The following is a 23,424-nucleotide window of genomic DNA, read 5'->3' on the forward strand; positions in this document are numbered from 1 at the left end:
AAGTAGTCATATATTAAGGAGAAAACCCATGCCAATCACAGCTGCAGATATTCGTCGTGAAGTCAAGGAAAAAAATGTTACCTTTATCCGTCTCATGTTTTCAGATATTCTGGGAACCATGAAAAACGTCGAAATTCCTGCTACAGATGAACAGTTAGATAAGGTCTTGTCAAACAAAGCCATGTTTGATGGCTCTTCTATTGAAGGTTTTGTACGTATCAATGAGTCAGATATGTACTTGTACCCAGACTTGGATACATGGACAGTCTTCCCATGGGGAGATGAAAATGGAAGTGTTGCAGGTTTGATCTGTGATGTCTATACAACAGAAGGCGAACCCTTTGCAGGTGACCCACGTGGTAATCTGAAGCGTGCACTTCGTCATATGGAAGAAGTAGGATTCAAATCCTTCAACCTTGGTCCAGAACCAGAATTCTTCCTATTTAAGTTGGATGAAAATGGGGATCCAACTCTTGAGGTAAATGACAAGGGTGGCTACTTCGACTTGGCCCCTACTGACCTTGCAGACAATACGCGTCGTGAAATTGTGAATGTCTTGACCAAAATGGGATTCGAAGTAGAAGCGAGTCACCATGAAGTTGCGGTTGGACAACATGAGATTGACTTCAAGTATGATGAAGTCCTTCGTGCCTGTGACAAGATTCAAATCTTTAAACTTGTTGTTAAAACCATTGCTCGCAAACACGGTCTTTACGCAACCTTTATGGCGAAACCAAAATTTGGTATCGCTGGATCAGGTATGCACTGTAATATGTCCTTGTTTGATGCAGAAGGAAACAATGCCTTCTTTGATCCAAATGATCCAAAAGGAATGCAGTTGTCTGAAACGGCCTATCATTTCCTTGGTGGCTTGATCAAACATGCTTACAACTATACTGCTATCATGAACCCAACAGTTAACTCATACAAACGTTTGGTTCCAGGTTATGAAGCACCTGTTTACATTGCTTGGGCTGGTCGTAACCGTTCGCCACTTGTGCGCGTACCAGCTTCACGTGGTATGGGAACTCGTCTTGAGTTGCGTTCAGTGGACCCAATGGCAAACCCATACATCGCGATGGCAGTTCTATTGGAAGTTGGTTTGCATGGTATTGAAAACAAAATCGAAGCACCAGCTCCTATCGAAGAAAATATCTACATCATGACAGCAGAAGAGCGTAAGGAAGCTGGAATCACCGACCTTCCATCAACTCTTCATAACGCCTTGAAAGCTTTGACTGAGGATGAAGTGGTCAAGGCAGCCCTAGGTGAACACATCTACACTAGTTTCCTTGAAGCCAAACGTATCGAGTGGGCTAGCTATGCGACCTTTGTTTCACAATGGGAAGTTGATAATTATTTAGATCTTTACTAATATAGAAGAAAGATTGCCTGAGGGTGATCTTTTTTGCATTTTATATCGAACTGTGATATATTTTATATAACGAAGTGCGATGTATCGAATTAAATAGGAGGTGTGGTTAAATGGAATTAACAGATAAGATCAGGCGTGTTTACCTTCCCATGACTGAAACAGGTTTTTATATCTTGTTCTGTCTACAAAAGGAACGTCATGGTTATAGTATTACACAAAAGGTCAAGGATATGACAGATTCACAAGTTTTGATTAGTCCTGGAACTATGTATGGAACCTTGTCAAAAATGGAAAAGGATGGCTTGATCTCCTTTGTCCGAGAGGAGGAAAAACGGAAAATCTATCAGATAACAGATTTGGGACGAAAGGTTTTGGAGATTGAATTGAAACGTATTGAACGGCTCTATAGAAACAGTCGGGAGGAAGTATGATGGAAAAGAAGGTTGTATATCGGATATCTACAATTGCAGATTATGATAGAGAGGCCTTATACCTTGGGGAAATGCATGCTAAGGGTTGGAAACTTAGGAAAGTAAGCTATTCTAACTTAGTAGTTGCGGTTAAGTATACTTTTGAAAAGTGCCAACCGGAGCAGGTGTCTTATCAGTTGGACTTTTATCCCATGAAAAAATCAGAGAGAGCCTCCTATTTACAACTATTTAAAGACTGTGGCTGGGAGCATATTACAGACTTTAATTGTTTTTCCTATTTTAGAAAAGCACATTCTGGAATTGAATCGGATACTGAGTTTGAAATCTATAATGACGCTACAGGGAAGTTAGCTATGATGAAACGGATTTTAATAATGCGGATGCTTCCTATTTTGATTCTATTTTTAGCTCTACTACCGGTTTTCTCAAAGTTTGTCAGTGGAGCTAGTTCTTTCAGATGGGAAGTATTTTTGATTTTCATAATAGATTGGATTTTATTGATAGTTTTTGCGATTCAGATTTCTTATATTTTTTGGAAATTGAGTCAAAAGTGGAAAGAATTATCTGATAAATGAAACAATGCCTGTTTTCTAATTTGGAGGTAAGACAATGAATAGCAAAGTACAATTTCGGATTTTCACCATTGTTGATTTGGACAAGGAAGAAGAGTATTTGCGTGAGATGCACTTGAAAGGCTGGAGATATAGAACGAGTCGTTTTGGTTTTTTCTATTTTGACCAATGCCAACCAGACGATGTCATCTACCGTATATATGATTCTAGATTTCTTAAAAAGTATAAGCATGAACTGCAAGATTTTAGAAATAGCGGTTGGGAATTGATAGAAACAGGTTTTTGTTCAATTCTTCGTAAACCAACTTCTGATATACTTTCAGAGGAGAAAGTCTATATGAGTAAGGGTCTCAGATGGGAAGTTATGCGGTCTAGACTTCGTTCCTGTATAGCCACTTTTTCAGGTGGTCTTGTTGTTTGCATGAGTTTGTATCGAGAAAACTTGTCTCAGTCTTTCTTTATTATTTTCGTTTTATACACTTGTTTAATTTCTTATCTAATCTACGGCTTTTTTAGACTTAAAAGGAAATACCAAGTAGATGAGAAGTAAGATTCTAGGTCTTCAGACTGATTTTTAGCACTCTTGGTAAAAGAGTGCTAATTTTTTGAGTTTTTGTCTTGACATTCTCTTCTAAGGGTGTATAATAGAATCATGAGTTAGCACTTGGGTACATAGAGTGCTAATCGATTGGACAGAGAGGAGTGATGAGATGGTTACAGAGCGTCAGCAGGATATTTTAAATCTGATTATTGACATCTTTACCAAAACGCACGAACCTGTCGGATCCAAGGCGCTACAAGAGTCTATCAATTCTAGTAGTGCTACCATTCGTAATGACATGGCAGCGCTAGAGAAGCAGGGTTTGCTTGAGAAGGCTCATACCTCAAGCGGTCGGATGCCAAGTGTCGCGGGATTTCAGTACTATGTGAAACACTCGCTTGCTTTTGATAGACTGGCTGAAAATGAGGTATACGAGATTGTCAAAGCCTTTGATCAGGAGTTCTTCAAACTGGAGGATATTCTGCAAGAGGCTGCTAATCTACTGACAGACCTGAGCGGCTGTACGGTAGTAGCACTGGATGTTGAGCCGAGTAGGCAACGGTTGACAGCCTTTGATATCGTTGTTTTGGGACAACATACAGCCTTGGCAGTATTTACCCTAGACGAGTCCCGAACGGTTACCAGTCAATTTCTGATTCCAAGGAACTTCTTGCAGGAAGATTTGCTGAAACTGAAGAACATCATTCAGGAACGTTTCCTCGGTCACACGGTTCTAGATATTCACTACAAGATTCGGACGGAGATCCCGCAGATTATCCAGCGTTACTTCACAACAACGGACAATGTCATGGATCTCTTTGAACACATTTTTAAAGAAATGTTCAATGAAAACATTGTGGTATCGGGAAAAGTCAATCTCTTGAATTTTGCCAATCTAGCGGCCTATCAGTTCTTTGACCAACCGCAAAAGGTGGCTTTGGAGATTCGTGAGGGTCTGCATGAAGATCAGATGCAAAATGTCCGTGTTGCGGACAGTCAGGAGTCTTGTCTAGCAAACTTGGCGGTGATTAGCAGTAAATTCCTCATCCCTTATCGTGGTTTTGGAATTCTAGCGATTATCGGTCCGGTCAATCTGGACTACCAGCAATTGGTCAATCAAGTCAATGTTGTCAATCGTGTTTTGACCATGAAGTTGACAGATTTTTACCGCTACCTCAGCAGTAATCATTACGAAGTACATTAAGATTGAAATCATTAAAGGAGGCGAAAATGGCCCAAGATATAAAAAATGAAGAAATGAAAGAAGAGGAAGTTGTGGAAACAACTGAAGAAACAACTCCTGAAAAGTCAGAGTTGGACTTGGCAAATGAACGTGCAGATGAGTTTGAAAATAAATACCTTCGCGCTCATGCAGAAATGCAAAATATTCAACGCCGTGCCAATGAAGAACGTCAAAACTTGCAACGTTATCGTAGCCAAGACCTGGCAAAAGCAATCTTACCATCGCTCGACAACTTAGAACGTGCACTAGCCGTTGAAGGTTTGACAGACGATGTTAAAAAAGGATTGGAGATGGTGCAAGAAAGCTTGGTTTACGCTTTGAAAGAAGAAGGAATCGAAGAAATCGCAGCTGACGGCGAATTTGACCATAACTATCATATGGCCATCCAAACTCTCCCAGCAGATGATGAACATCCAGCAGATACCATCGCACAAGTCTTCCAAAAAGGCTACAAACTCCATGACCGCATCCTAAGACCGGCTATGGTAGTAGTATACAACTAGGCAATTCTGACGGTAGCTAAAGCAACTCGTCAGAAAACGGCAATCGCTATGGCGTTTGCCTAGCCTCCTTACTAACTCGTCGTCGAAATAATATCGATTTCGACTCCTCGTGTCGCAATATATATACATTGAAAACTTGTCCGAAACGACAATAAACTATGAAAGAAAGATAAAAAGCAAGTCGGAGGCTTGCAAGGATGATATTTCCCGCCGTGGTGAAAGTTTCAGTAGTTTTTGCTACTGAAACAGGGGATTTTTGAGACAATAGGCTCAAAAATAAGTGATGAAATCCCGTAGGGAGTTGCTCACGTCCCCACCACTTAAGGGGAATATTAAGAAAAGTCAAAAATAGAATATAAAATTTAAGGAGAAAAACACATGTCTAAAATTATCGGTATTGACTTAGGTACAACAAACTCAGCAGTTGCAGTTCTTGAAGGAACTGAAAGCAAAATCATCGCAAACCCAGAAGGTAACCGTACAACTCCATCTGTAGTATCATTCAAAAACGGAGAAATCATCGTTGGTGATGCCGCAAAACGCCAAGCAGTCACAAACCCAGATACAGTTATCTCTATCAAATCTAAGATGGGAACTTCTGAAAAAGTTTCTGCAAATGGAAAAGAATACACTCCACAAGAAATCTCAGCTATGATTCTTCAATACTTGAAAGGTTACGCTGAAGAATACCTTGGTGAAAAAGTAACCAAAGCAGTTATCACAGTCCCAGCTTACTTCAACGATGCTCAACGTCAAGCAACAAAAGACGCTGGTAAAATCGCTGGTCTTGAAGTAGAACGTATCGTTAACGAGCCAACTGCAGCAGCTCTTGCATACGGTTTGGACAAGACTGACAAAGAAGAAAAAATCTTGGTATTTGACCTTGGTGGTGGTACATTCGACGTCTCTATCCTTGAATTGGGTGATGGTGTATTTGATGTATTGTCAACTGCAGGGGACAACAAACTCGGTGGTGATGACTTTGACCAAAAGATCATCGACCACTTAGTAGCAGAATTCAAGAAAGAAAATGGTATCGACTTGTCAAACGACAAAATGGCTGTTCAACGTTTGAAGGACGCAGCTGAAAAAGCTAAGAAAGACCTTTCTGGCGTGACTTCAACGCAAATCAGCTTGCCATTCATCACTGCAGGTGAGGCTGGACCTCTTCACTTGGAAATGACTTTGACTCGTGCGAAATTTGACGATTTGACTCGTGACCTTGTTGAACGTACAAAAGTTCCAGTTCGTCAAGCCCTTTCAGATGCAGGTTTGAGCTTGTCAGAAATCGATGAAGTTATCCTTGTTGGTGGTTCAACTCGTATCCCTGCCGTTGTTGAAGCTGTTAAATCTGAAACTGGTAAAGAACCAAACAAATCAGTAAACCCTGACGAAGTAGTTGCTATGGGTGCGGCTATCCAAGGTGGTGTGATCACTGGTGATGTGAAAGACGTTGTTCTTCTTGACGTAACACCATTGTCACTTGGTATCGAAACAATGGGTGGTGTCTTCACAAAACTCATCGACCGTAACACAACAATTCCAACATCTAAATCACAAGTCTTCTCAACTGCAGCGGACAACCAACCGGCCGTTGATATCCACGTTCTTCAAGGTGAACGTCCAATGGCAGCAGATAACAAGACTCTTGGACGCTTCCAATTGACTGACATCCCGGCTGCACCTCGTGGAATTCCTCAAATCGAAGTAACATTTGACATCGACAAGAACGGTATCGTGTCTGTTAAGGCCAAAGACCTTGGAACTCAAAAAGAACAAACTATTGTCATCCAATCTAACTCAGGTTTGACTGATGAAGAAATCGACCGCATGATGAAAGATGCAGAGGCAAACGCTGAAGCAGATAAGAAACGTAAAGAAGAAGTAGACCTTCGTAACGAAGTAGACCAAGCAATCTTTGCGACTGAAAAGACAATCAAGGAAACTGAAGGAAAAGGCTTCGATGCAGAACGTGATGCTGCCCAAGCTGCACTTGATGAGCTTAAGAAAGCTCAAGAAGACAACAACTTGGACGAAATGAAAGCAAAACTCGAAGCCTTGAATGAAAAAGCTCAAGGACTTGCTGTTAAACTCTACGAACAAGCCGCAGCAGCGCAACAAGCTCAAGCAGGAGCAGAAGGCGCACAAGCAACAGGAAACGCAGGCGATGACGTCGTAGACGGAGAGTTTACGGAGAAATAAAATAGTCCAGTGGACTATTTTATCCCGAGCTTGAAAATCGGAGAGCGAGGTCGTTAAGAATGACTAATCACTAAAGTGATTGTCAATCTACTACAATCGCTATGATGACTTTTGCGTTGTAAGTATAAGAAGAAATCCAGAGGTTGCAACCCAGCCTCTGTTTTTCGGTAAAAAGGTGCTGAACCTAATTTATTTGAGTTTTTATCATCAATATGAAAGAAAGGAATTGAACCCGAACTAGATTGAGGTTTCGTTCCGAAATATTAACAGAAAGGAATAAGGGTGTTCATAATTGAACTCGAGCGGAAAGCTTGGAAATTAGATAAACCTCCTAAGAAATCAGGATTTCTTGTCGGTTTCCTAAATTTCAGTCGCTTTCTGTTCGCTCTTAGTATCTTGTATGAACAATACTGAATTTTATGATCGTCTGGGGGTGTCAAAAAACGCTTCGGCAGACGAGATCAAAAAGGCTTATCGTAAGCTTTCCAAAAAATATCACCCAGATATCAACAAGGATCCTGGCGCTGAGGAAAAATACAAGGAAGTTCAAGAAGCCTATGAGACTTTGAGTGACGACCAAAAACGTGCAGCCTATGACCAATATGGTGCTGCGGGTGCCAACGGTGGCTTTGGTGGTGCCGGTGGTTTTGGTGGCTTTGACGGAGCAGGTGGCTTCGGTGGTTTTGAAGATATCTTCTCAAGTTTTTTCGGGGGAGGCGGAGCTTCACGCAATCCAAACGCTCCTCGTCAAGGGGATGACCTCCAGTACCGTGTGAATTTGACTTTTGAAGAAGCTATTTTTGGAACAGAAAAAGAGGTTAAATACAATCGTGAAGCAAGCTGTCGTACCTGTAACGGATCTGGTGCTAAGCCAGGAACAAGTCCAGTCACTTGTGGACGCTGTCATGGCGCTGGTGTTATTAACGTCGATACGCAGACTCCTCTTGGTATGATGCGTCGCCAAGTAACCTGTGATGTCTGTCATGGTCGCGGAAAAGAAATTAAAGATCCATGTACTACATGTCACGGTACAGGTCATGAAAAACAAGCTCATAGCGTACATGTGAAGATCCCTGCTGGTGTGGAAACAGGCCAACAAATCCGCCTCGCTGGTCAAGGTGAAGCAGGCTTTAACGGTGGACCTTACGGGGACTTGTACGTGGTGGTTTCTGTTGAAGCCAGTGATAAATTTGAACGTGAAGGAACAACTATTTTCTACAAGTTAAATCTCAATATTGTCCAAGCAACTCTTGGAGATACTGTGGAAATTCCAACTGTTCATGGAGATGTTGAATTGGTTATCCCAGAAGGAACTCAGACTGGCAAGAAATTCCGTCTACGTGGCAAGGGAGCACCGAGCCTTCGTGGTGGTGCCGTTGGTGACCAATACGTTACTGTCAATGTCGTGACTCCGACAGGTTTGAACGACCGCCAAAAAGCAGCGCTTAAAGAATTCGCGGCTGCAGGTGACTTGAAAGTCAATCCAAAGAAAAAAGGCTTCTTTGACCATATTAAAGATGCCTTTGAAGGAGAATAAAGTAAAAAGAGCCGTCGGGCTCTTTTTAAAGCGTAAACAAGCTATATCCCATCAACTATACACCACAATTTAGACAACTCATTCACCATTTCATAACTAATACTCTTCGAAAATCTCTTCAAACCGCGTCAACGTCGCCTTGCCGTATATATGTGACTGAATTCGTCAGTCTTATCTACAACCTCAAAACAGTGTTTTGAGCAACCTGCGGCTAGTTTCCTAGTTTGCTCTTTGATTTTCATTGAGTATATATCAAATACTTTCCCAGACTTTTCGCCGTAATGAAAACACCTGAAACCAGTTGATTTCAGGTGTTCGGAAACTTTGAGACCTAGGCTCAAAGTTTAGGTATGGAATTTCGAAGAAGGTCGCTACCGTCCGTCATTACTTAAGGAAAGTCTTAAAAAATCTATAAACTAAAAAGAGCCATCGGGCTCTTTTTTACTTATCCTCAAGCTCCTGTGTTTCTTTTATCACAGCTAGTCTAGTCTGGAAATCTTTTTCCAAGACTTTGAACTTGTAGGTCAAGTCTTTTTGATATTCCTTGATAAGGGCTTTTTGCTGGTCGATGATTTGCAAGCTGTTTTGGATGATATCCAAATCATCCTTGATAGATTCAATGCGGTCAGTTGTATCTAGCACTTCATCCTGAATGGCTTGGCGATTTTTCACGACAAAATAACTTCCAGCTGCAGCTCCTGCAAACAGCAATAGATTGGATAGTTTCATGGCATCTCCTTAAGCGTTTTTAATGGTTTCAGCGACTTGGGCAAGTTTGTCAAAGTCAGGTTCGTGGGCGATAAAGTCAATCTTGAGGTCATCTTCTGCACCGTAGCGAGGTACGAGATGCACGTGAGTATGAAAGACTGTTTGACCAGCAACTTCCTCACAGTTGGCGATGATGTTCATTCCGGCAGCCTTGGTAGCCTTCATGACTTTTTGAGCCACTGTTGGTACTTGGGCAAAGAGTTGGCTAGCGCTGGCAGCGTCCATCTCCAAAAGATTGCGAAAATGCTCTTTGGGTACAATGAGGGTGTGTCCAGGCGTTACTTGAGAGATATCAAGAAAGGCAAGAACCTGCTCATCCTCGTATACTTTTGAAGCAGGAATCTCCCCTGCGATGATCTTACAAAAAATGCAATCTGACATAAAATCCACCTCTACTGTATTAAATTTTGATATAATATAGCTACATTATACCAGATTCGGAGAAAATATGTTAGAAATTAAAAACCTGACAGGAGGCTATGTCCACGTTCCTGTCTTGAAAGATGTGTCCTTTATCGTTGAAAGTGGGCAATTGGTCGGTTTGATTGGTCTCAACGGTGCTGGAAAATCAACGACTATCAATGAGATTATCGGTCTTTTGACGCCTTACAGTGGGGAAATTAAGATTAATGGTTTAACCCTGCGAGAAGATGCGACTAGCTACCGCAAGCAGATTGGCTATATTCCTGAAACGCCTAGCTTGTATGAGGAATTGACCCTCAGAGAGCATATCGAGACGGTTGCCATGGCTTATGGTATTGAGCAAAAAGTGGCTTTTGATCGTGCGGAACCTTTGTTAAAAATGTTCCGTTTGGACCAAAAATTAGACTGGTTCCCAGTGCATTTTTCCAAAGGGATGAAGCAGAAGGTCATGATTATCTGTGCTTTTGTCGTGGATCCGAGTCTTTTCATCGTTGATGAGCCTTTCCTTGGCCTCGATCCGCTGGCTATTTCTGACTTGATTCAGCTTTTGGAAGTAGAAAAGCAAAAAGGCAAGTCCATCCTCATGAGTACCCACGTGCTGGATTCGGCGGAAAAGATGTGTGACGCCTTTGTTATCCTCCACAAGGGAGAGGTGCGGGCTCAGGGGAACCTCCAGCAACTCCGCGAAGCCTTTGACATGCCCGAGGCTAGCTTGAACGACATTTACTTGGCTCTAACCAAAGAGGAGGAGCTATGAAAGACTTGTTTTTAAAGCGAAAGCAGGCTTTTCGCAAGGAGTGTGTCGGTTATCTGCGTTATGTTCTCAATGATCACTTTGTCTTATTCCTGCTGGTTCTCATCGGTTTTCTAGCCTACCAGTACAGTCAACTCTTGCAAGATTTTCCTTATAATCATTGGCCCATCCTCTTGTTTTTGGGGATTGTATCTGCCTTGCTTTTGGCTTGGGGAGGAATCGCGACCTACATGGAAGGACCTGACAAGCTCTTTCTCTTAGTCAGTGAAGAGGAGGTGAAGTCCTACCTAAAAGGACAGTCGTCGCGTTCATTTGTTTTCTGGACAATTGTCCAAACCCTCTTTTTACTCTTATTTGCACCTTTGTTTTTAGCTATGGGCTATGGCTTGCCAGTCTTTCTCGTCTATGTGCTTTTATTGGGAGTAGCGAAGTACCTCCTCTTTCGCCAAAAAGCCAGCAAATTTTTCACTGAAACTGGGCTGGACTGGGATTATGTCATTGCCCAAGAAAGCAAGCGCAAGCAAATTCTGCTTCGTTTCTTTGCTCTCTTTACTCAGGTTAAGGGCGTTTCCAATAGTGTCAAACGTCGCGCTTATCTGGATTTTATCCTTAAAGCAGTTCAGAAAGTGCCGAGCAAGATTTGGCAAAACCTCTATCTTCGTTCTTATCTGCGAAATGGAGATCTCTTTGCCCTCAGTCTCCGTCTCCTCTTCCTATCCTTGTTAGCTCTAGTCTTTATCGAGCAAGCTTGGATTGCGACGGCAGTGGTTGTCCTGTTTAATTACCTTATGCTCTTCCAGTTGTTGGCTCTCTATCGTGCTTTCGACTACCAGTACTTGACCCAGCTCTTTCCATTAGAAAAAGGGGAGAAAGAGAAGGGACTACAGGAAGTTATCCGAGGATTGACAGGTTTTGTTTTATTGGTTCAGCTGATAGTTGGTTTGATTACCCTCCAAGAAAAACTAGCTCTTCTAGCCCTGCTTGGAGCTGGACTGGTCCTGCAAATCTTGTATCTCCCTTATCGGGTGAAACATCAGATGCAGGACTAATACTCTTCGAAAATCTCTTCAAACTACGTCAGCTTTATCTGCAACCTGCGGCTAGCTTCCTAGTTTGCTCTTTGATTTTCATTGAGTATAACATTGCTTATATGATACTAAAAAAGAAGTTGAGTTCTGTCTCAGCTTCTTTTATTTTCTACAAGATAATGGTTGGACCATAGAGACTCAACTTGGTTTTGACTTGATCAAAGTGAAAACGGTCATAGGCTCGCCAAGCAGCACGAGTAGGAGCATCTGGTTCGAGAGCACTGAGGCCCATGAGAAGACTGGAAGTCTGGTAAAATTTTTCCAGTTCAATCAAGAATCGATTATCCACTGTCTCAGCTTTAAAGAGAAAGTCAAGGATATTGTCCAGCTGCTCCTGAAAGCGGACATCGTCAGCTGTTGCCTGTTTGCAGACTTGATAGGCTTTGTTTAACTCAGTTATCAGTGCCTGAGCTGTTTTGATAGGGTCTGTATCCGTCATGAGAATTCCTCCTTTGTGATGGTTCTAAAGTTGTTTCAAGTGATTGTCTTTCTATAATCATAGCTTATCACTTTTAACTCTTTTTTTACCTTCAAATCTTGAATTGTCATTGAAATTTCCTGAATTACAATAAGTGAATTTTATGATAAAATAGTTGTAAGATTATCATATTCATTTTGTAAACACTTCGACACTTTAGGAATTTTTGAGAACCGTTTAGGATTTGGTGAAAAATAGTTTCTAGACTTATGCTATCCTCTTTTTAGGAGGTTTTATCCATGAACTACATTATCATCCAAAAAGAGAAAGAAATTTTCAAATTAAACATAAAGGATATCTACTATATCCAAACGCATCCAAGTAAAGCCCATACCGTACAGATTGTTACAGAAAACGCTAGCTTTGATCTATTTCAAAATTTAAGCAATCTTGAGAAACAATATGGAGAAACCTTGACGAGATGTCATCGAAATTGTCTGGTCAACCTTGAACGAGTAAAATCCATGGATATCCAAAGAAAGACTCTTTTTCTTGGAGAAGAAGGTCGATATGCTGTTCAGTATGCCAGACGTCGCTATAGAGACATTCGCCAAAAATGGTTGAAACAAGGAGAGTAAGAAGATGAGAATATTTGTTTTAGAAGATGACTTTTCCCAACAAGCTAGAATTGAAACGACGATTGAGAAACTTTTGAAAAAACAGAGTATCATTCCTAGTTCTTTTGAAGTCTTTGGGAAACCAGACCAACTGCTGGCAGAGGTGCATGAGAAGGGAGCCCATCAGCTATTCTTTTTGGATATTGAGATTCGAAATGAGGAGATGAAAGGTCTAGAGGTAGCTAGAAAGATTCGAGATCGGGATCCTTATGCCCTCATCGTCTTTGTGACGACTCACTCGGAGTTTATGCCCCTGTCCTTTCGCTACCAGGTGTCTGCTTTGGACTACATTGATAAGGCCTTGTCAGCAGAGGAATTTGAGTCTCGTATCGAGACAGCCCTCCTCTATGCCAATAGTCAAGACAGTAAGAGTCTGGCGGAAGATTGCTTTTACTTTAAATCAAAATTTGCTCAATTCCAGTATCCTTTTAAAGAGGTTTACTATCTCGAAACGTCGCCCAGAGCCCATCGTGTTATTCTCTATACCAAGACGGACAGGCTGGAATTTACAGCGAGTTTAGAGGAGGTTTTCAAGCAGGAGCCCCGTCTCTTGCAGTGCCACCGCTCTTTTCTCATCAATCCTGCCAATGTAGTTCGTTTGGATAAGAAAGAAAAACTGCTTTACTTTCCCAATGGTGGAAGTTGCCTGATCGCGCGTTATAAGGTCAGGGAAGTGTCTGAGGCCATCAATAACTTACACTGAGTGAGGTGATGTAATGGAAATAGTTTGGAAGATAGTATATTCATTTTTGATAGCTGGATTGGAATTGTTTATATTTTTTAAGGTGGATGGAATTGTTCTAACTCTGGAGAGATTTTTTAAAGCTTTTCTTTTTAAGTTACTTTTAGCAGTCGTTTTTGTAACGATTAACTATATAGTAGGAAATACTTACCTATCTTATTTTGTGGTACCCTTGTACGGCATCGGCTTATCTTTCTTATTGTTAAGAGGCCTTCCTAAAAAACTCCTTTTCTTTTATGGTCTCTTTCCAATGATATTGGTGAATCTCTTTTATAGAGGTGTTTCTTATTTTGTGCTTCCGTTTTTAGACCAAGGGCAAATAAATGACAAATACTCATTTATTTGGGTGTTTATAATGATTTTCAATTTCTTCATTTCTCTAGCCTTTTTGAAATGGTTGGACTATGATTTTACTAGTTTGAGAAAGGAGATTCTCGATAAAGCTTTTCAAAAGTCCCTGACTAAGATTAACTGGATAATGGGGGCCTACTTTCTAGTCATGGAAAATCTGTCTTACTTTGAATATGCATACGATATCCAATCAAAGACTGTTCGCCATCTCATCCTAGTGTTTTACCTACTCTTTTTTATGGGTATTATCAAGAAATTGGATACCTATTTGAAGGACAAACTCCATGAGAGATTGGACCAAGAGCAGGCCTTGCGCTACAGAGATATGGAACGCTATAGTCGGCATATAGAGGAACTTTACAAGGAAGTAAGGAGCTTTCGCCATGACTACACTAACCTCTTAACCAGCTTACGTCTGGGCGTTGAAGAGGAGGACATGGAGCAGATAAAAGAGGTCTACGACTCCGTCTTAAAGGATTCTAGTGAAAAATTGCAGGACAATAAATATGACCTTGGTCGATTGGTGAATATTCGTGATAAAGCCCTCAAAAGTCTCCTCGCGGGAAAATTTCTAAAAGCCAGAGATAAGAAGATTGTCTTTAATGTCGAAGTTCCTGAGGAGATTCAGGTAGAGGGGATGAGCCTGCTTGATTTTCTGACTATTGTGTCTATCCTTTGTGACAATGCTATTGAAGCCAGTGTAGAGGTTAGTCAACCTCACGTTTCAATCGCCTTTTTAAAAAATGGAGCACAAGAGACCTTCATCATAGAAAATTCCATCAAAGAAGAGAGAATAGATATTTCTGAAATCTTCTCCTTTGGAGCAAGCTCTAAAGGAGAGGAGAGAGGAGTTGGTCTCTATACCGTCATGAAAATTGTGGAAAGCCATCCCAATACCAGTCTAAATACCACCTGCCAAAATCAAATCTTTCGTCAGGTTTTAACGATTCACTCGATGTCAGTTTATGATTAGAAGATTTGTGGAAAGAAGTACTGCCTGTAGTCATCAATTAAAATGCCATAGTATATGAGGTATCCTATATGAATAAGAAATCCTTTTTTATCATCTGTTCTACGTTGATCATAGCTTCGAATCTTCTCATGATTTCCGTGGTGAACAAGGGAGAAGAAACAGGGAGTAACCTGTTTGTGATTGCTATAGCCTGTGTTTTGCTACCAGCCTTTTTATATGCAGTTAAGAACCGACAGACTTCATTTGTAAATGTAGAATCAATACTCCTGATTCAGTTGACAGTTATATCCCTACTCCGTCTTATCAATAGAATAGGGAGTACGCCTGAAATCCTCAACATTATCATTACCCTTATCGCTTTGGCAAGTGGGACAGCTGCTATCCTTGTTGCGATTATGAGAATATATGAGAACATACGGAAGTGAGGGTGAGTAGTTCTCTATTTTGTATTTTCACATTGTCAAGTTCCCCCAGGGCAAGTATGTTTTTCATGCTTGCTTTTTTAAATTTTTTAACAATTCAAGAGGTTTTGATGACCATTTATGATTTGAGTATTCCAAGGTCAAAATGAGTGCTATACTAGCAGTGTAAAGGTTGAAGCAGGAAGTATGATAAATCACAAGTTAAGGAAGCGGTGGCTTCGTTCGTGGAAGTAGTAAATTAGAAAAAATATCTTGTTAAGGAGTTGAAAAAAGAACAAACTATGAAAAAAACGATTTCTATCTTTAAAAAAATAATTACTTGTTTTTTACTTACTTTTGCTATTCAAGTTGTACCATTAACTGTTGTGAGACGATTTTATGACGGAGTGATGGGAGATGTGTTCAGTGTTGGTGCCTTCTTTCTATCTTTCTTTATATGCTTAACCATTCTTGTATATCTTATTAAGAGATGGGGTGATGAGACTACTTTAGATTGCTTGCCAATCAAATGGGTAGAATTGAAATGGATTGTTCTTGCTTATCTGGCTAATCTGGTTTTAGTAGTTGGTTTTATATTTTTCACGACCGTTCTTGGAAAAGTCCATGATAATACAAGTTCTTTAAGCTTTTTTCAACATTTGGAAACAAGTGGTTTCTTGTACATAGTTCTATTCTGGTTGTCAACTACTTTCACTCAACCTCTTTTGGAGGAGATACTCTTTAGAGGAATCATTTTAGGAAGTTTAGAAAAATATTCTCCCATAGTTGCTATTATCCTTTCGTCTGTTCTTTTTGGATTTGCTCATGACGGAGAAATGCTCTCTCAACATCTAGTGTCAGGAATTGTATTAGGAATTCTCTATATAAAGCGGAGAAATCTATATTCCTGTGTAGTTGTACATGGTTTGATGAATGCTACTGTCACCTGTCTCTTTTTTCTGGCTACTTAGGTTTTGAACCGGTGAGTTTGTGTAGTTCTTCGTCTAATAATATATGAAAGGAGCAAAGAAATGAAAACTTTTCTTGCTAAAAAACGGAACATCTTCCTTGCGAGATTGTTCCTAGGTCAGTTGCCCTTGCTTGTCTCTACTTATCTATTTCTATCTCGTCAGTTTTTAAATTTTTCCTTAGTTTTCCAATTTCTTTTAGTGGTTATTAACTTGGCTTCTATTTTGGTTACTGTTTACCTCACTAGGGAAATGAGAATAAGAGAGTTTGAAGATGATGATTTGGTTAGTCCTAGAACCAATCAACTCATGTATATTGGCTTGACAGGCTTTATGTCTATTATCTGTTTGTATAGAGGTATCACAGCAGGAGAATCCTACCAACAATTAATCGCTTATATTGGCGCGGTTCTCTGCTTGCTTATCATGCTTCTGCTCATTTGGGGATTGAAGTATTATAAAAAGTAGTTTGCCTTCCTCTTCTGGATTAGAAGCTTCTATTAAAACGTTCGTGAAATAAATGAATGGAGGAATTTAATATGAAATACAGATTATTTCTTGTTATTTTCGTTAGTAGTATGTTGAATATTCTTTTAGGGACATTTTTACAAATCTCTAATGTGTCGATTGGGTGGCTTGTTCTCTACAGTGGCTTGTTTGAAGCAGGCGTTTTCCTTCTTACTAATAAAGGTTTGGCGGTAAAAATCAAGGAAGTAGACATTCAAAACCGCTTTAAATTTATTTTTGGAAAAACGGTATGGTTACAAATTCTTTTGCTCATCTTTTTGATGGTCAAACTGTATCTTGGTTTGGATGTGAGGTTGATTTTATTCTATGGCCATATTTTCATTGTCTTTAATGCCTTAATGTATCTATTATCTAGTAGTCAGGTCAGTCTTAAAAAGAACAAACTGTCTTCTTAATCTTACAGCAGTAGAGCCTGATAAGGGGAGGTCATAATAGGGAGGAGTTCTATGAAAAAACACTCTATTCTTTTTAAAACGAGTGCCATTCTTTCTTATTTGTTTCTGTTTTTCGGATTGTTTTGGACAACCCAATTTTGGAGCAATTATTGGGAGTTCTCGTCTTGGGTAGGAAATCTTATCTGGATTCGAAACATCATCAGCCTTCTCTTTATCGGCCTGATGATTTGGATTTTAGTCAGGTCGGGTCATGCTTATCTCTTTCGTATTCCTAGGAAAAAGTGGTTGAGCTATTCTGTTCTGACGGTGTTAGCAGCCATTGTGCTTATCTGCTTTAACTATCTGACAGCTAAACACGTTCAGGGAACTAATGAAGGGTGGAATTTGTTTATTGCCTATAGTGAGACAAATTTTGCGGAGTTTGGTGTTTACCTAACCTTAATCGTACTAGGACCTCTGATGGAAGAATTGGTATGTAGGGGACTGCTTCAACATGCCTTCTTTAAGAATTCGAGGTGGGGACTGGATCTTCTCTTTCCGTCATTCTTATTTGCCTTGCCCCACTTTTCTAGCTTGCCAAGTCTCGCGGATATTTTTGTCTATACGGCAGTGGGCTGTCTATTTGCCTGGCTGACACGTTATACGAAGAGTATCTATCCCTCTTATTCGATTCATATTGTTAATAATATCATCGCAAACCTACCATTTTTACTCACTTTTCTACATAGGGTCTTGGGGTAAAAAACCAAAAGACTTGCTTTTCAGTCATAGAGGAGGTCATCATGTATAAACATTTATTTTTCCTAGATTCAAAAAAAATAGATTGGTTGACGCCCTATATTCTAGACTTGGCTTCTGACACCATTGCCTTTAATGTTTTTGTGCTAACCTTTGTATCTGTTGTGGTCTTTTATTTCCTAAATCCCATGCTATCTTTAATGGCTATCTTCTTAGGGGGTGGTTATGTGGTCGTATTTTGGATACTCAAATGGTTTGTTTTGGAAAGGCTAGAGCTTAAGGATGACGTGTAGGGAAGTCTGTTTGGTGGGGAGGATAGTTTTATGGTCATTTTCAATAAATGTCATGCCTTGTTTTTGGGATTTTTAGTCTTTGCAATCGTTGGTGCAGCGGGATATTCCGTCAATCAAGGAGATTATTTTCAACACCAGTACACATTCATTATGATAAAGAGTCTCTTGCTTTTCCTTAGTTTTGGCTATGCGAAATGGTTTGATATGATTTCTTTGGGGATGTTAAGCAGGAAACAACTCTTGCTGTTCATTGGAATCTTTCTTTTCACTGTGCTGGTAAGTATTAGCTATCATGCTTTTTTCTCAGTTGTTTCTGGTGCTTCGGTTCAACATCTTGAGGAAGCTAGTAGAGGACTTTCGCTTTCCTTTATTGTTAGTGCCACAGTTTTAGCACCAATCCAGGAGGAACTCATGTTCAGAGGACTTCTTCAGGGGGCTGTATTTGAAAATTCTTGGCTGGGGCTTGTGCTGACATCCTCTCTCATTTCTTTCATACATGAACCTTATGATATTCCTTCGTTTTTCTATTATTTACTCGGGGGCTTGTTACTGGGCTTTGCTTATAAAAAGAGTCAAAACCTATGGGTCTCCACTTTAGTTCATATGTTTTACAACAGTTTGCCACTCTTAACTTATATTTAATGAAAATCAAAGAGCAAACTAGGAAACTAGCCGCAGGTTGCTCAAGCACTGCTTTGAGGTTGTAGATAGAACTGACGAAGTCAGCTCAAAACATGTTTTTGAGGTTGCGGATGAAACTGACGAAGTCAGTAACATATACCTACGGCAAGGCGATGTTGACGTGGTTTGAAGAAATTTTCGAAGAGTATAAAATGATTTGTTTTGGAAAGACTAGCACTAAAGGATGACTTGTAGGGAAGTCTGTTTGTTGAGGAGGATAATTTTATGGAGTTTTTTGATAAATTTCATGCCTTTTGTTTTGGATTTTTAGTACTACTAATCGTCATTACAGTTCCTTATACGATTAACCATAGGGATTTTTTTCAAAATGAATCTGCATTGATTATTGTAAGTCTTCTTGTAACCGCGCTGAGTGTTGCTTATGCTAGAAAGTTTGAAATGATTTCTTTTGGGATGTTAAGCAAGAAAGAACTTTTGCTTTTCATTGTAATCTTTCTTCTAAGTATACTTGAGACACTGGTTTATATTCATTTCTTCGCTGTTTCTTCTGGCGCAGGAGTTCAACACTTGTCGGAAGTTAGCAGAGGAATTTCTCTGTCTTTGATTTTGACTTCCTCAGTTTTTGGACCCATCCAGGAGGAACTTATTTTCAGAGGACTTCTTCAAGGTGCCGTTTTTGACAATTCTTGGTTAGGGCTTGTGCTAACTTCCTCTCTCTTTTCTTTCATGCATGGACCTTCTAATGTCCCTTCGTTTATTTTTTATCTACTTGGGGGCTTGTTGCTGGGCTTTGCTTATAAAAAGAGCCAAAACTTATGGGTTTCTACTTTAGTTCATATGTTTTACAATGCTTGGCCACTCTTATATTATTTATAAAAATCATGAAAGGTAAGCAGAAGATAGTGCTTGCCTTTTCTTTCTATAATGATACCCAAGCCAATCCAGAGGCTTTTCTTTGAGAATCAGGTGTGGACCGGTTGACGAATAGGCCAAAAACTAGTAGAATAGTAAGGAAACTTTATACGGAGGAAAGAAATGGACTTGGGTGATAATGAGCTAACGCTGACCCCGATACCAGGGAAGAGCGGTAAGGCTTATATGGGAAGCTACCCTGATGGGAAGCGCGTCTTTGTAAAAATGAACACCTCTCCAATCCTACCTGGCCTTGCCAGAGAACAAATCGCTCCTCAATTACTATGGACTCGTCGTTTAGCGGATGGTCGTGATATGTGTGCTCAGGAATGGCTGACGGGTAAAATCTTGACCCCTTACGATATGAATCGCAAGCAGATTATCAATATCTTGAACCGCCTTCACCGCTCGCGTCCTTTGATGAAGCAGTTGAGCCGTTTGGGATACACCATGGAAACACCAGTTGATTTGCTACGTTCTTGGCAGCAAGGGGTTCCAGAAATCTTGAAGCAGAATCACTATTTGAACAGTGTGATTGCGGAGCTAGGTAAGACGGTTCCAGGTTTTAGGGAAGACCATGCAACGATTGTGCACGGGGATCTTCGTCATAGTAATTGGATTGAAACAGAGAGTGGACTCGTTTATCTAGTGGATTGGGATTCGGTTCGTCTGACGGATCGTATGTTTGATGTGGCGCATTTGCTATGCCACTACATTCCAGATCATCAGTGGCGTCAATGGTTGAGAGACTACGGCTATAAGTACAATCAGACAGTGTTAGATAAATTGTATTGGTATGGTCAGTATTCTTACTTGAACCAGATTGCCAAATACTGTGAAAATCAAGATTTAGACAATGTAAACCGGGAGATTTATGCCTTGCGCGTCTTCCGTGACAAGTATGGAAAGAAGAGATGAGAGTTAGAAATCGTAAAGGGGCGACAGAATTACTAGAGGCCAATCCCCAGTATGTGGTCCTCAATCCCATGGAAGCTAAGGGAAAATGGCGAGACTTGTTTGGAAATGGTCATCCTATTCATGTTGAAGTTGGAAGTGGAAAAGGAGCCTTCGTATCAGGAATGGCCAAGCAAAACCCTGACATCAACTACATCGGGATTGATATCCAAAAGTCGGTATTGAGTTATGCCTTGGATAAGGTATTAGAAGTTGGAGTTCCTAATATCAAGTTGTTGTGGGTTGATGGTTCAGATTTGACGGACTACTTTGAAGACGGTGAGATTGATCGTCTCTACCTAAACTTTTCAGATCCTTGGCCTAAAAAACGTCATGAAAAACGCCGTCTGACCTACAAGAGTTTCTTGGATACCTTCAAGCGTATCTTGCCTGAGAATGGGGAAATCCATTTCAAGACAGATAACCGTGGCTTATTTGAGTATAGTCTAGTGAGCTTTTCTCAGTATGGGATGAAACTCAATGGTGTCTGGCTGGACTTGCATGCCAGTGATTTTGAAGGCAATGTCATGACGGAGTATGAGCAAAAATTCTCCAGTAAAGGTCAAGTGATCTACCGAGTTGAGGCAAAATTTTAAGAAATAGCTTGAAAAACAGCCGTTTGAGTGCTAATGCTTTACATAAATTGACAAACGTGCTATACTGATAGTAAGAATATGAGAAAGAGAGGCGGGGAAATATCTTCGCCTCTTGCTTATGAGGAGGTGGACGCAATCGCAACAATCGTAGAATTAGTCAGAGAAGTTGTAGAACCTGTCATCCAAACGCCTTTCGAGCTCGTGGATATCGAGTATGGAAAGATTGGCAGTGACATGATTCTCAGTATTTTTGTAGATAAACCCGAAGGAATTACCTTGAACGACACGGCAGACCTGACAGAAATTATCAGTCCTGTCCTAGACACCATCAAGCCTGATCCCTTCCCAGAACAATATTTCCTAGAAATTACCAGTCCAGGCTTGGAACGTCCTTTGAAAACCAAGGATGCCGTCGCTGGAGCAGTTGGAAAATACATCCATATTGGGCTCTACCAAGCTATCGATAAGAAAAAAGTCTTTGAAGGTACCTTGGTATCCTTCGAAGAGGACGAGTTGACTATGGAATATATGGACAAGACACGTAAGAAAACCGTCCAAATTCCATACAGTTTAGTATCAAAAGCACGTTTAGCAGTAAAACTATAGAAAAGAAAGGATAGCTTTTGAGGATTCAAAAGTAAAAAGAACATGAGTAAAGAAATGCTAGAGGCCTTCCGCATTTTGGAAGAAGACAAGGGAATCAAAAAAGAAGACATCATCGACGCAGTAGTAGAGTCGCTTCGTTCCGCTTATCGCAGACGCTATGGTCAATCTGATAGCGTAGCTATCGACTTCAATGAAAAAACAGGAGACTTTACAGTTTATACTGTCCGTGAAGTTGTTGATGAAGTATTTGATAGCCGTTTGGAGATCAGCTTGAAGGATGCTCTTGCCATTAATTCAGCCTATGAGCTTGGTGACAAAATCAAGTTTGAAGAAGCACCAGCTGAGTTTGGTCGTGTAGCAGCCCAATCTGCCAAACAAACCATCATGGAAAAAATGCGCAAGCAAACACGTGCCATCACTTATAATACTTACAAAGAACATGAGCAAGAAATCATGTCTGGTACGGTAGAACGATTTGACAACCGCTTTATTTACGTCAACCTTGGCAGCATCGAAGCCCAATTATCAAAACAAGACCAAATTCCTGGAGAGGTGTTTGCTTCCCATGACCGTATCGAAGTCTACGTTTACAAGGTTGAAGACAACCCTCGTGGTGTCAATGTCTTTGTTAGCCGTAGCCATCCTGAAATGATCAAACGCTTGATGGAGCAAGAAATTCCAGAAGTTTACGATGGAACTGTTGAAATCATGAGCGTAGCCCGCGAAGCTGGTGACCGTACGAAAGTTGCCGTTCGTAGCCACAATCCAAACGTGGACGCTATCGGGACAATCGTTGGTCGTGGTGGTGCTAATATCAAGAAAATCACCAGCAAATTCCACCCAGCTCGTTACGATGCCAAGAGTGATCGTATGATTCCTGTTGAAGAAAACATCGACGTTATCGAGTGGGTAGCAGATCCAGCTGAGTTTATCTACAATGCTATCGCACCGGCAGAGGTTGACCAAGTTATCTTTGATGAAAATGACAGCAAACGTGCCTTGGTCGTTGTACCTGATAACAAGCTTTCTCTTGCTATCGGTCGCCGTGGACAAAACGTTCGCTTGGCGGCTCACTTGACGGGTTACCGTATCGATATCAAGTCTGCCAGCGAATTTGAAGCTATGGAAGAAGCAGGTCAAGTGGATTACGCAGCTGCGGATGAATTGACAGAAGAATAAAAGCTGCTAGAGGAGGGAAAGATGAAAACAAGAAAAATCCCTTTGCGCAAGTCTGTTGTCTCTAATGAAGTGATTGATAAACGTGATTTACTCCGTATTGTCAAGAACAAGGAAGGACAGGTCTTTATCGATCCGACAGGCAAGGCCAATGGCCGTGGCGCTTATATCAAGCTAGACAATGCAGAAGCCCTAGAGGCTAAAAAGAAGAAGGTCTTTAACCGCAGCTTTAACATGGAAGTGGAAGAAAGCTTTTATGATGAGTTGATCGCTTATGTGGATCACAAAGTGAAAAGAAGAGAGTTAGGACTTGAATAAGCAAAAGATAAGCAATCTCTTGGGACTTGCTCAACGAGCAGGCCGGATCATATCGGGTGAGGAATTGGTGGTCAAGGCTATCCAAGACCAGAAAGCCAAGCTAGTCTTTCTAGCCCATGATGCTGGTCCTAATCTGACCAAGAAGATTCAAGATAAAAGTGACTATTATCAAGTAGAAGTTATAACCGTGTTTTCAACACTGGAATTAAGCATAGCAGTCGGGAAACCGAGAAAGGTTTTGGCTGTGACAGATGCTGGATTTACAAAGAAAATGAGGTCTCTTATGGAATAGAAGAGGA

At 40.6% G+C, this 23,424-nt stretch carries 29 protein-coding genes; 26 read left to right on the forward strand and 3 right to left on the reverse strand.

Annotated features, from left to right (window positions below):
• Nucleotides 1–28 precede the first annotated feature (28 nt).
• The 8 genes from glnA to dnaJ all read left to right on the forward strand — a co-directional run bounded on the left by glnA (nt 29) and on the right by dnaJ (nt 8,404).
• Nucleotides 29–1,375 (forward strand): type I glutamate--ammonia ligase, encoded by a 1,347-nt coding sequence (glnA, locus tag AB2B49_RS06920; RefSeq protein ID WP_001122885.1) that lies wholly within the window; start codon nt 29–31, stop codon nt 1,373–1,375.
• Nucleotides 1,376–1,485: 110 nt separating this feature from the next.
• Entirely contained in the window at nt 1,486–1,806 is a 321-nt protein-coding gene (locus tag AB2B49_RS06925; protein ID WP_049505139.1) for a PadR family transcriptional regulator, read from the forward strand.
• Nucleotides 1,806–2,381: a DUF2812 domain-containing protein gene (locus AB2B49_RS06930; protein ID WP_076984780.1), complete on the forward strand. Its 576-nt coding sequence runs from the start codon at nt 1,806–1,808 to the stop codon at nt 2,379–2,381. The genes AB2B49_RS06925 and AB2B49_RS06930 overlap by 1 nt, the downstream gene beginning before the upstream one ends.
• Before the next feature lie 34 nt (nt 2,382–2,415).
• The gene (locus tag AB2B49_RS06935; RefSeq protein WP_049505137.1) at nt 2,416–2,928 is read left to right on the forward strand and encodes a DUF2812 domain-containing protein; all 513 of its coding nucleotides are present in this window, start codon (nt 2,416–2,418) and stop codon (nt 2,926–2,928) included.
• Between the two features lie 160 nt (nt 2,929–3,088).
• Nucleotides 3,089–4,123 (forward strand): heat-inducible transcriptional repressor HrcA, encoded by a 1,035-nt coding sequence (gene hrcA / locus AB2B49_RS06940; RefSeq protein WP_049505135.1) that lies wholly within the window; start codon nt 3,089–3,091, stop codon nt 4,121–4,123.
• A 26-nt stretch (nt 4,124–4,149) separates the two neighbouring features.
• Complete coding sequence (gene grpE / locus AB2B49_RS06945) at nt 4,150–4,665, forward strand: nucleotide exchange factor GrpE (protein WP_000046025.1); 516 nt, start codon at nt 4,150–4,152, stop codon at nt 4,663–4,665.
• Nucleotides 4,666–5,043: 378 nt separating this feature from the next.
• A complete protein-coding gene (gene dnaK, locus AB2B49_RS06950) occupies nt 5,044–6,867 on the forward strand; it encodes a molecular chaperone DnaK (RefSeq protein WP_049505133.1) in 1,824 nt (607 codons plus the stop codon).
• A gap of 400 nt (nt 6,868–7,267) precedes the next feature.
• The gene (gene dnaJ / locus AB2B49_RS06955; protein ID WP_049505132.1) at nt 7,268–8,404 is read left to right on the forward strand and encodes a molecular chaperone DnaJ; all 1,137 of its coding nucleotides are present in this window, start codon (nt 7,268–7,270) and stop codon (nt 8,402–8,404) included.
• A 441-nt stretch (nt 8,405–8,845) separates the two neighbouring features.
• On the opposite strand, the gene AB2B49_RS06960 is transcribed toward dnaJ, so the two are convergent.
• Together AB2B49_RS06960 and AB2B49_RS06965 are read right to left on the reverse strand one after the other, a co-directional pair.
• Nucleotides 8,846–9,133 carry a hypothetical protein gene (locus tag AB2B49_RS06960; protein WP_049505129.1) on the reverse strand — a complete coding sequence of 96 codons (288 nt, stop codon included), beginning with the start codon at nt 9,131–9,133 and terminating at the stop codon, nt 8,846–8,848.
• A 9-nt stretch (nt 9,134–9,142) separates the two neighbouring features.
• On the reverse strand, nt 9,143–9,553 hold the full coding sequence (locus AB2B49_RS06965; protein WP_001278305.1) for an HIT family protein: 411 nt from the start codon (nt 9,551–9,553) through the stop codon (nt 9,143–9,145).
• A gap of 67 nt (nt 9,554–9,620) precedes the next feature.
• Here AB2B49_RS06965 and AB2B49_RS06970 point away from each other — a divergent pair, with 67 nt between their 5' ends.
• Nucleotides 9,621–10,352, forward strand: coding sequence for an ABC transporter ATP-binding protein (locus AB2B49_RS06970; RefSeq protein ID WP_049505127.1), 732 nt, complete (start codon nt 9,621–9,623; stop codon nt 10,350–10,352).
• Nucleotides 10,349–11,398, forward strand: a complete 1,050-nt coding sequence (locus tag AB2B49_RS06975; RefSeq protein ID WP_049505126.1) for an ABC transporter permease — start codon at nt 10,349–10,351, stop codon at nt 11,396–11,398. The genes AB2B49_RS06970 and AB2B49_RS06975 overlap by 4 nt, the downstream gene beginning before the upstream one ends.
• 148 nt (nt 11,399–11,546) lie before the next feature.
• On the opposite strand, the gene AB2B49_RS06980 is transcribed toward AB2B49_RS06975, so the two are convergent.
• Nucleotides 11,547–11,876, reverse strand: a complete 330-nt coding sequence (locus tag AB2B49_RS06980) for a hypothetical protein (protein ID WP_049505124.1) — start codon at nt 11,874–11,876, stop codon at nt 11,547–11,549.
• 278 nt (nt 11,877–12,154) lie between these two features.
• Here AB2B49_RS06980 and AB2B49_RS06985 point away from each other — a divergent pair, with 278 nt between their 5' ends.
• The 16 genes from AB2B49_RS06985 (at nt 12,155) to AB2B49_RS07060 (ending at nt 23,417) form a co-directional block, all read left to right on the forward strand.
• Nucleotides 12,155–12,493 carry a LytTR family DNA-binding domain-containing protein gene (locus AB2B49_RS06985; protein ID WP_049505123.1) on the forward strand — a complete coding sequence of 113 codons (339 nt, stop codon included), beginning with the start codon at nt 12,155–12,157 and terminating at the stop codon, nt 12,491–12,493.
• A gap of 4 nt (nt 12,494–12,497) precedes the next feature.
• On the forward strand, nt 12,498–13,235 hold the full coding sequence (locus tag AB2B49_RS06990) for a response regulator transcription factor (RefSeq protein WP_049505121.1): 738 nt from the start codon (nt 12,498–12,500) through the stop codon (nt 13,233–13,235).
• 13 nt (nt 13,236–13,248) lie between these two features.
• The gene (locus tag AB2B49_RS06995) at nt 13,249–14,598 is read left to right on the forward strand and encodes a sensor histidine kinase (RefSeq protein WP_049505119.1); all 1,350 of its coding nucleotides are present in this window, start codon (nt 13,249–13,251) and stop codon (nt 14,596–14,598) included.
• Between the two features lie 703 nt (nt 14,599–15,301).
• Nucleotides 15,302–15,970 carry a CPBP family intramembrane glutamic endopeptidase gene (locus AB2B49_RS07000; RefSeq protein ID WP_049505117.1) on the forward strand — a complete coding sequence of 223 codons (669 nt, stop codon included), beginning with the start codon at nt 15,302–15,304 and terminating at the stop codon, nt 15,968–15,970.
• 60 nt (nt 15,971–16,030) lie between these two features.
• Nucleotides 16,031–16,435: a hypothetical protein gene (locus AB2B49_RS07005; RefSeq protein WP_049505115.1), complete on the forward strand. Its 405-nt coding sequence runs from the start codon at nt 16,031–16,033 to the stop codon at nt 16,433–16,435.
• Between the two features lie 71 nt (nt 16,436–16,506).
• Nucleotides 16,507–16,890 (forward strand): hypothetical protein, encoded by a 384-nt coding sequence (locus tag AB2B49_RS07010; protein WP_049505114.1) that lies wholly within the window; start codon nt 16,507–16,509, stop codon nt 16,888–16,890.
• Between the two features lie 51 nt (nt 16,891–16,941).
• Entirely contained in the window at nt 16,942–17,631 is a 690-nt protein-coding gene (locus AB2B49_RS07015; protein ID WP_049505112.1) for a CPBP family intramembrane glutamic endopeptidase, read from the forward strand.
• Between the two features lie 41 nt (nt 17,632–17,672).
• A complete protein-coding gene (gene blpZ, locus AB2B49_RS07020; RefSeq protein ID WP_049505111.1) occupies nt 17,673–17,921 on the forward strand; it encodes an immunity protein BlpZ in 249 nt (82 codons plus the stop codon).
• A 30-nt stretch (nt 17,922–17,951) separates the two neighbouring features.
• Complete coding sequence (locus AB2B49_RS07025; RefSeq protein ID WP_320692027.1) at nt 17,952–18,563, forward strand: CPBP family intramembrane glutamic endopeptidase; 612 nt, start codon at nt 17,952–17,954, stop codon at nt 18,561–18,563.
• A 264-nt stretch (nt 18,564–18,827) separates the two neighbouring features.
• On the forward strand, nt 18,828–19,439 hold the full coding sequence (locus AB2B49_RS07030) for a CPBP family intramembrane glutamic endopeptidase (RefSeq protein WP_049505104.1): 612 nt from the start codon (nt 18,828–18,830) through the stop codon (nt 19,437–19,439).
• A gap of 159 nt (nt 19,440–19,598) precedes the next feature.
• Nucleotides 19,599–20,393, forward strand: a complete 795-nt coding sequence (gene ccrZ / locus AB2B49_RS07035) for a cell cycle regulator CcrZ (protein WP_000363014.1) — start codon at nt 19,599–19,601, stop codon at nt 20,391–20,393.
• Nucleotides 20,390–21,025, forward strand: coding sequence for a tRNA (guanosine(46)-N7)-methyltransferase TrmB (gene trmB / locus AB2B49_RS07040; protein WP_320692028.1), 636 nt, complete (start codon nt 20,390–20,392; stop codon nt 21,023–21,025). The genes ccrZ and trmB overlap by 4 nt, the downstream gene beginning before the upstream one ends.
• A gap of 126 nt (nt 21,026–21,151) precedes the next feature.
• The gene (gene rimP, locus AB2B49_RS07045; RefSeq protein ID WP_320692036.1) at nt 21,152–21,631 is read left to right on the forward strand and encodes a ribosome maturation factor RimP; all 480 of its coding nucleotides are present in this window, start codon (nt 21,152–21,154) and stop codon (nt 21,629–21,631) included.
• A gap of 42 nt (nt 21,632–21,673) precedes the next feature.
• Nucleotides 21,674–22,810, forward strand: a complete 1,137-nt coding sequence (gene nusA / locus AB2B49_RS07050) for a transcription termination factor NusA (protein ID WP_000032278.1) — start codon at nt 21,674–21,676, stop codon at nt 22,808–22,810.
• A 21-nt stretch (nt 22,811–22,831) separates the two neighbouring features.
• Nucleotides 22,832–23,125: an RNase P modulator RnpM gene (gene rnpM, locus AB2B49_RS07055; protein WP_000857560.1), complete on the forward strand. Its 294-nt coding sequence runs from the start codon at nt 22,832–22,834 to the stop codon at nt 23,123–23,125.
• A complete protein-coding gene (locus AB2B49_RS07060; RefSeq protein WP_001041395.1) occupies nt 23,118–23,417 on the forward strand; it encodes a YlxQ-related RNA-binding protein in 300 nt (99 codons plus the stop codon). The genes rnpM and AB2B49_RS07060 overlap by 8 nt, the downstream gene beginning before the upstream one ends.
• Nucleotides 23,418–23,424 lie beyond the last annotated feature (7 nt).

Origin of the sequence: Streptococcus jiangnanensis, assembly GCF_040888325.1 — a bacterium.
In the GTDB taxonomy this organism is placed as follows: Bacteria; Bacillota; Bacilli; order Lactobacillales; family Streptococcaceae; genus Streptococcus; species Streptococcus jiangnanensis.

What these genes read in the sequence shown, in the direction of transcription:
- AB2B49_RS06935 (WP_049505137.1), top strand. Translation starts at nt 2,416, where the DNA reads ATGAATAGCAAAGTACAATTTCGGATTTTCACCATTGTTGATTTGGAC.
- AB2B49_RS06965 (WP_001278305.1), bottom strand. Translation starts at nt 9,553, where the DNA reads ATGTCAGATTGCATTTTTTGTAAGATCATCGCAGGGGAGATTCCTGCT.
- AB2B49_RS06925 (WP_049505139.1), top strand. Translation starts at nt 1,486, where the DNA reads ATGGAATTAACAGATAAGATCAGGCGTGTTTACCTTCCCATGACTGAA.
- AB2B49_RS06980 (WP_049505124.1), bottom strand. Translation starts at nt 11,876, where the DNA reads ATGACGGATACAGACCCTATCAAAACAGCTCAGGCACTGATAACTGAG.
- grpE (WP_000046025.1), top strand. Translation starts at nt 4,150, where the DNA reads ATGGCCCAAGATATAAAAAATGAAGAAATGAAAGAAGAGGAAGTTGTG.
- AB2B49_RS06995 (WP_049505119.1), top strand. Translation starts at nt 13,249, where the DNA reads ATGGAAATAGTTTGGAAGATAGTATATTCATTTTTGATAGCTGGATTG.
- AB2B49_RS06990 (WP_049505121.1), top strand. Translation starts at nt 12,498, where the DNA reads ATGAGAATATTTGTTTTAGAAGATGACTTTTCCCAACAAGCTAGAATT.
- AB2B49_RS06930 (WP_076984780.1), top strand. Translation starts at nt 1,806, where the DNA reads ATGGAAAAGAAGGTTGTATATCGGATATCTACAATTGCAGATTATGAT.
- AB2B49_RS07010 (WP_049505114.1), top strand. Translation starts at nt 16,507, where the DNA reads ATGAAATACAGATTATTTCTTGTTATTTTCGTTAGTAGTATGTTGAAT.
- nusA (WP_000032278.1), top strand. Translation starts at nt 21,674, where the DNA reads ATGAGTAAAGAAATGCTAGAGGCCTTCCGCATTTTGGAAGAAGACAAG.
- AB2B49_RS07030 (WP_049505104.1), top strand. Translation starts at nt 18,828, where the DNA reads ATGGAGTTTTTTGATAAATTTCATGCCTTTTGTTTTGGATTTTTAGTA.
- AB2B49_RS07015 (WP_049505112.1), top strand. Translation starts at nt 16,942, where the DNA reads ATGAAAAAACACTCTATTCTTTTTAAAACGAGTGCCATTCTTTCTTAT.
- dnaK (WP_049505133.1), top strand. Translation starts at nt 5,044, where the DNA reads ATGTCTAAAATTATCGGTATTGACTTAGGTACAACAAACTCAGCAGTT.
- AB2B49_RS07000 (WP_049505117.1), top strand. Translation starts at nt 15,302, where the DNA reads ATGAAAAAAACGATTTCTATCTTTAAAAAAATAATTACTTGTTTTTTA.
- rnpM (WP_000857560.1), top strand. Translation starts at nt 22,832, where the DNA reads ATGAAAACAAGAAAAATCCCTTTGCGCAAGTCTGTTGTCTCTAATGAA.
- AB2B49_RS07005 (WP_049505115.1), top strand. Translation starts at nt 16,031, where the DNA reads ATGAAAACTTTTCTTGCTAAAAAACGGAACATCTTCCTTGCGAGATTG.
- AB2B49_RS06985 (WP_049505123.1), top strand. Translation starts at nt 12,155, where the DNA reads ATGAACTACATTATCATCCAAAAAGAGAAAGAAATTTTCAAATTAAAC.
- dnaJ (WP_049505132.1), top strand. Translation starts at nt 7,268, where the DNA reads ATGAACAATACTGAATTTTATGATCGTCTGGGGGTGTCAAAAAACGCT.
- blpZ (WP_049505111.1), top strand. Translation starts at nt 17,673, where the DNA reads ATGTATAAACATTTATTTTTCCTAGATTCAAAAAAAATAGATTGGTTG.
- AB2B49_RS06975 (WP_049505126.1), top strand. Translation starts at nt 10,349, where the DNA reads ATGAAAGACTTGTTTTTAAAGCGAAAGCAGGCTTTTCGCAAGGAGTGT.
- AB2B49_RS06960 (WP_049505129.1), bottom strand. Translation starts at nt 9,133, where the DNA reads ATGAAACTATCCAATCTATTGCTGTTTGCAGGAGCTGCAGCTGGAAGT.
- trmB (WP_320692028.1), top strand. Translation starts at nt 20,390, where the DNA reads ATGAGAGTTAGAAATCGTAAAGGGGCGACAGAATTACTAGAGGCCAAT.
- glnA (WP_001122885.1), top strand. Translation starts at nt 29, where the DNA reads ATGCCAATCACAGCTGCAGATATTCGTCGTGAAGTCAAGGAAAAAAAT.
- hrcA (WP_049505135.1), top strand. Translation starts at nt 3,089, where the DNA reads ATGGTTACAGAGCGTCAGCAGGATATTTTAAATCTGATTATTGACATC.
- AB2B49_RS06970 (WP_049505127.1), top strand. Translation starts at nt 9,621, where the DNA reads ATGTTAGAAATTAAAAACCTGACAGGAGGCTATGTCCACGTTCCTGTC.
- ccrZ (WP_000363014.1), top strand. Translation starts at nt 19,599, where the DNA reads ATGGACTTGGGTGATAATGAGCTAACGCTGACCCCGATACCAGGGAAG.
- AB2B49_RS07025 (WP_320692027.1), top strand. Translation starts at nt 17,952, where the DNA reads ATGGTCATTTTCAATAAATGTCATGCCTTGTTTTTGGGATTTTTAGTC.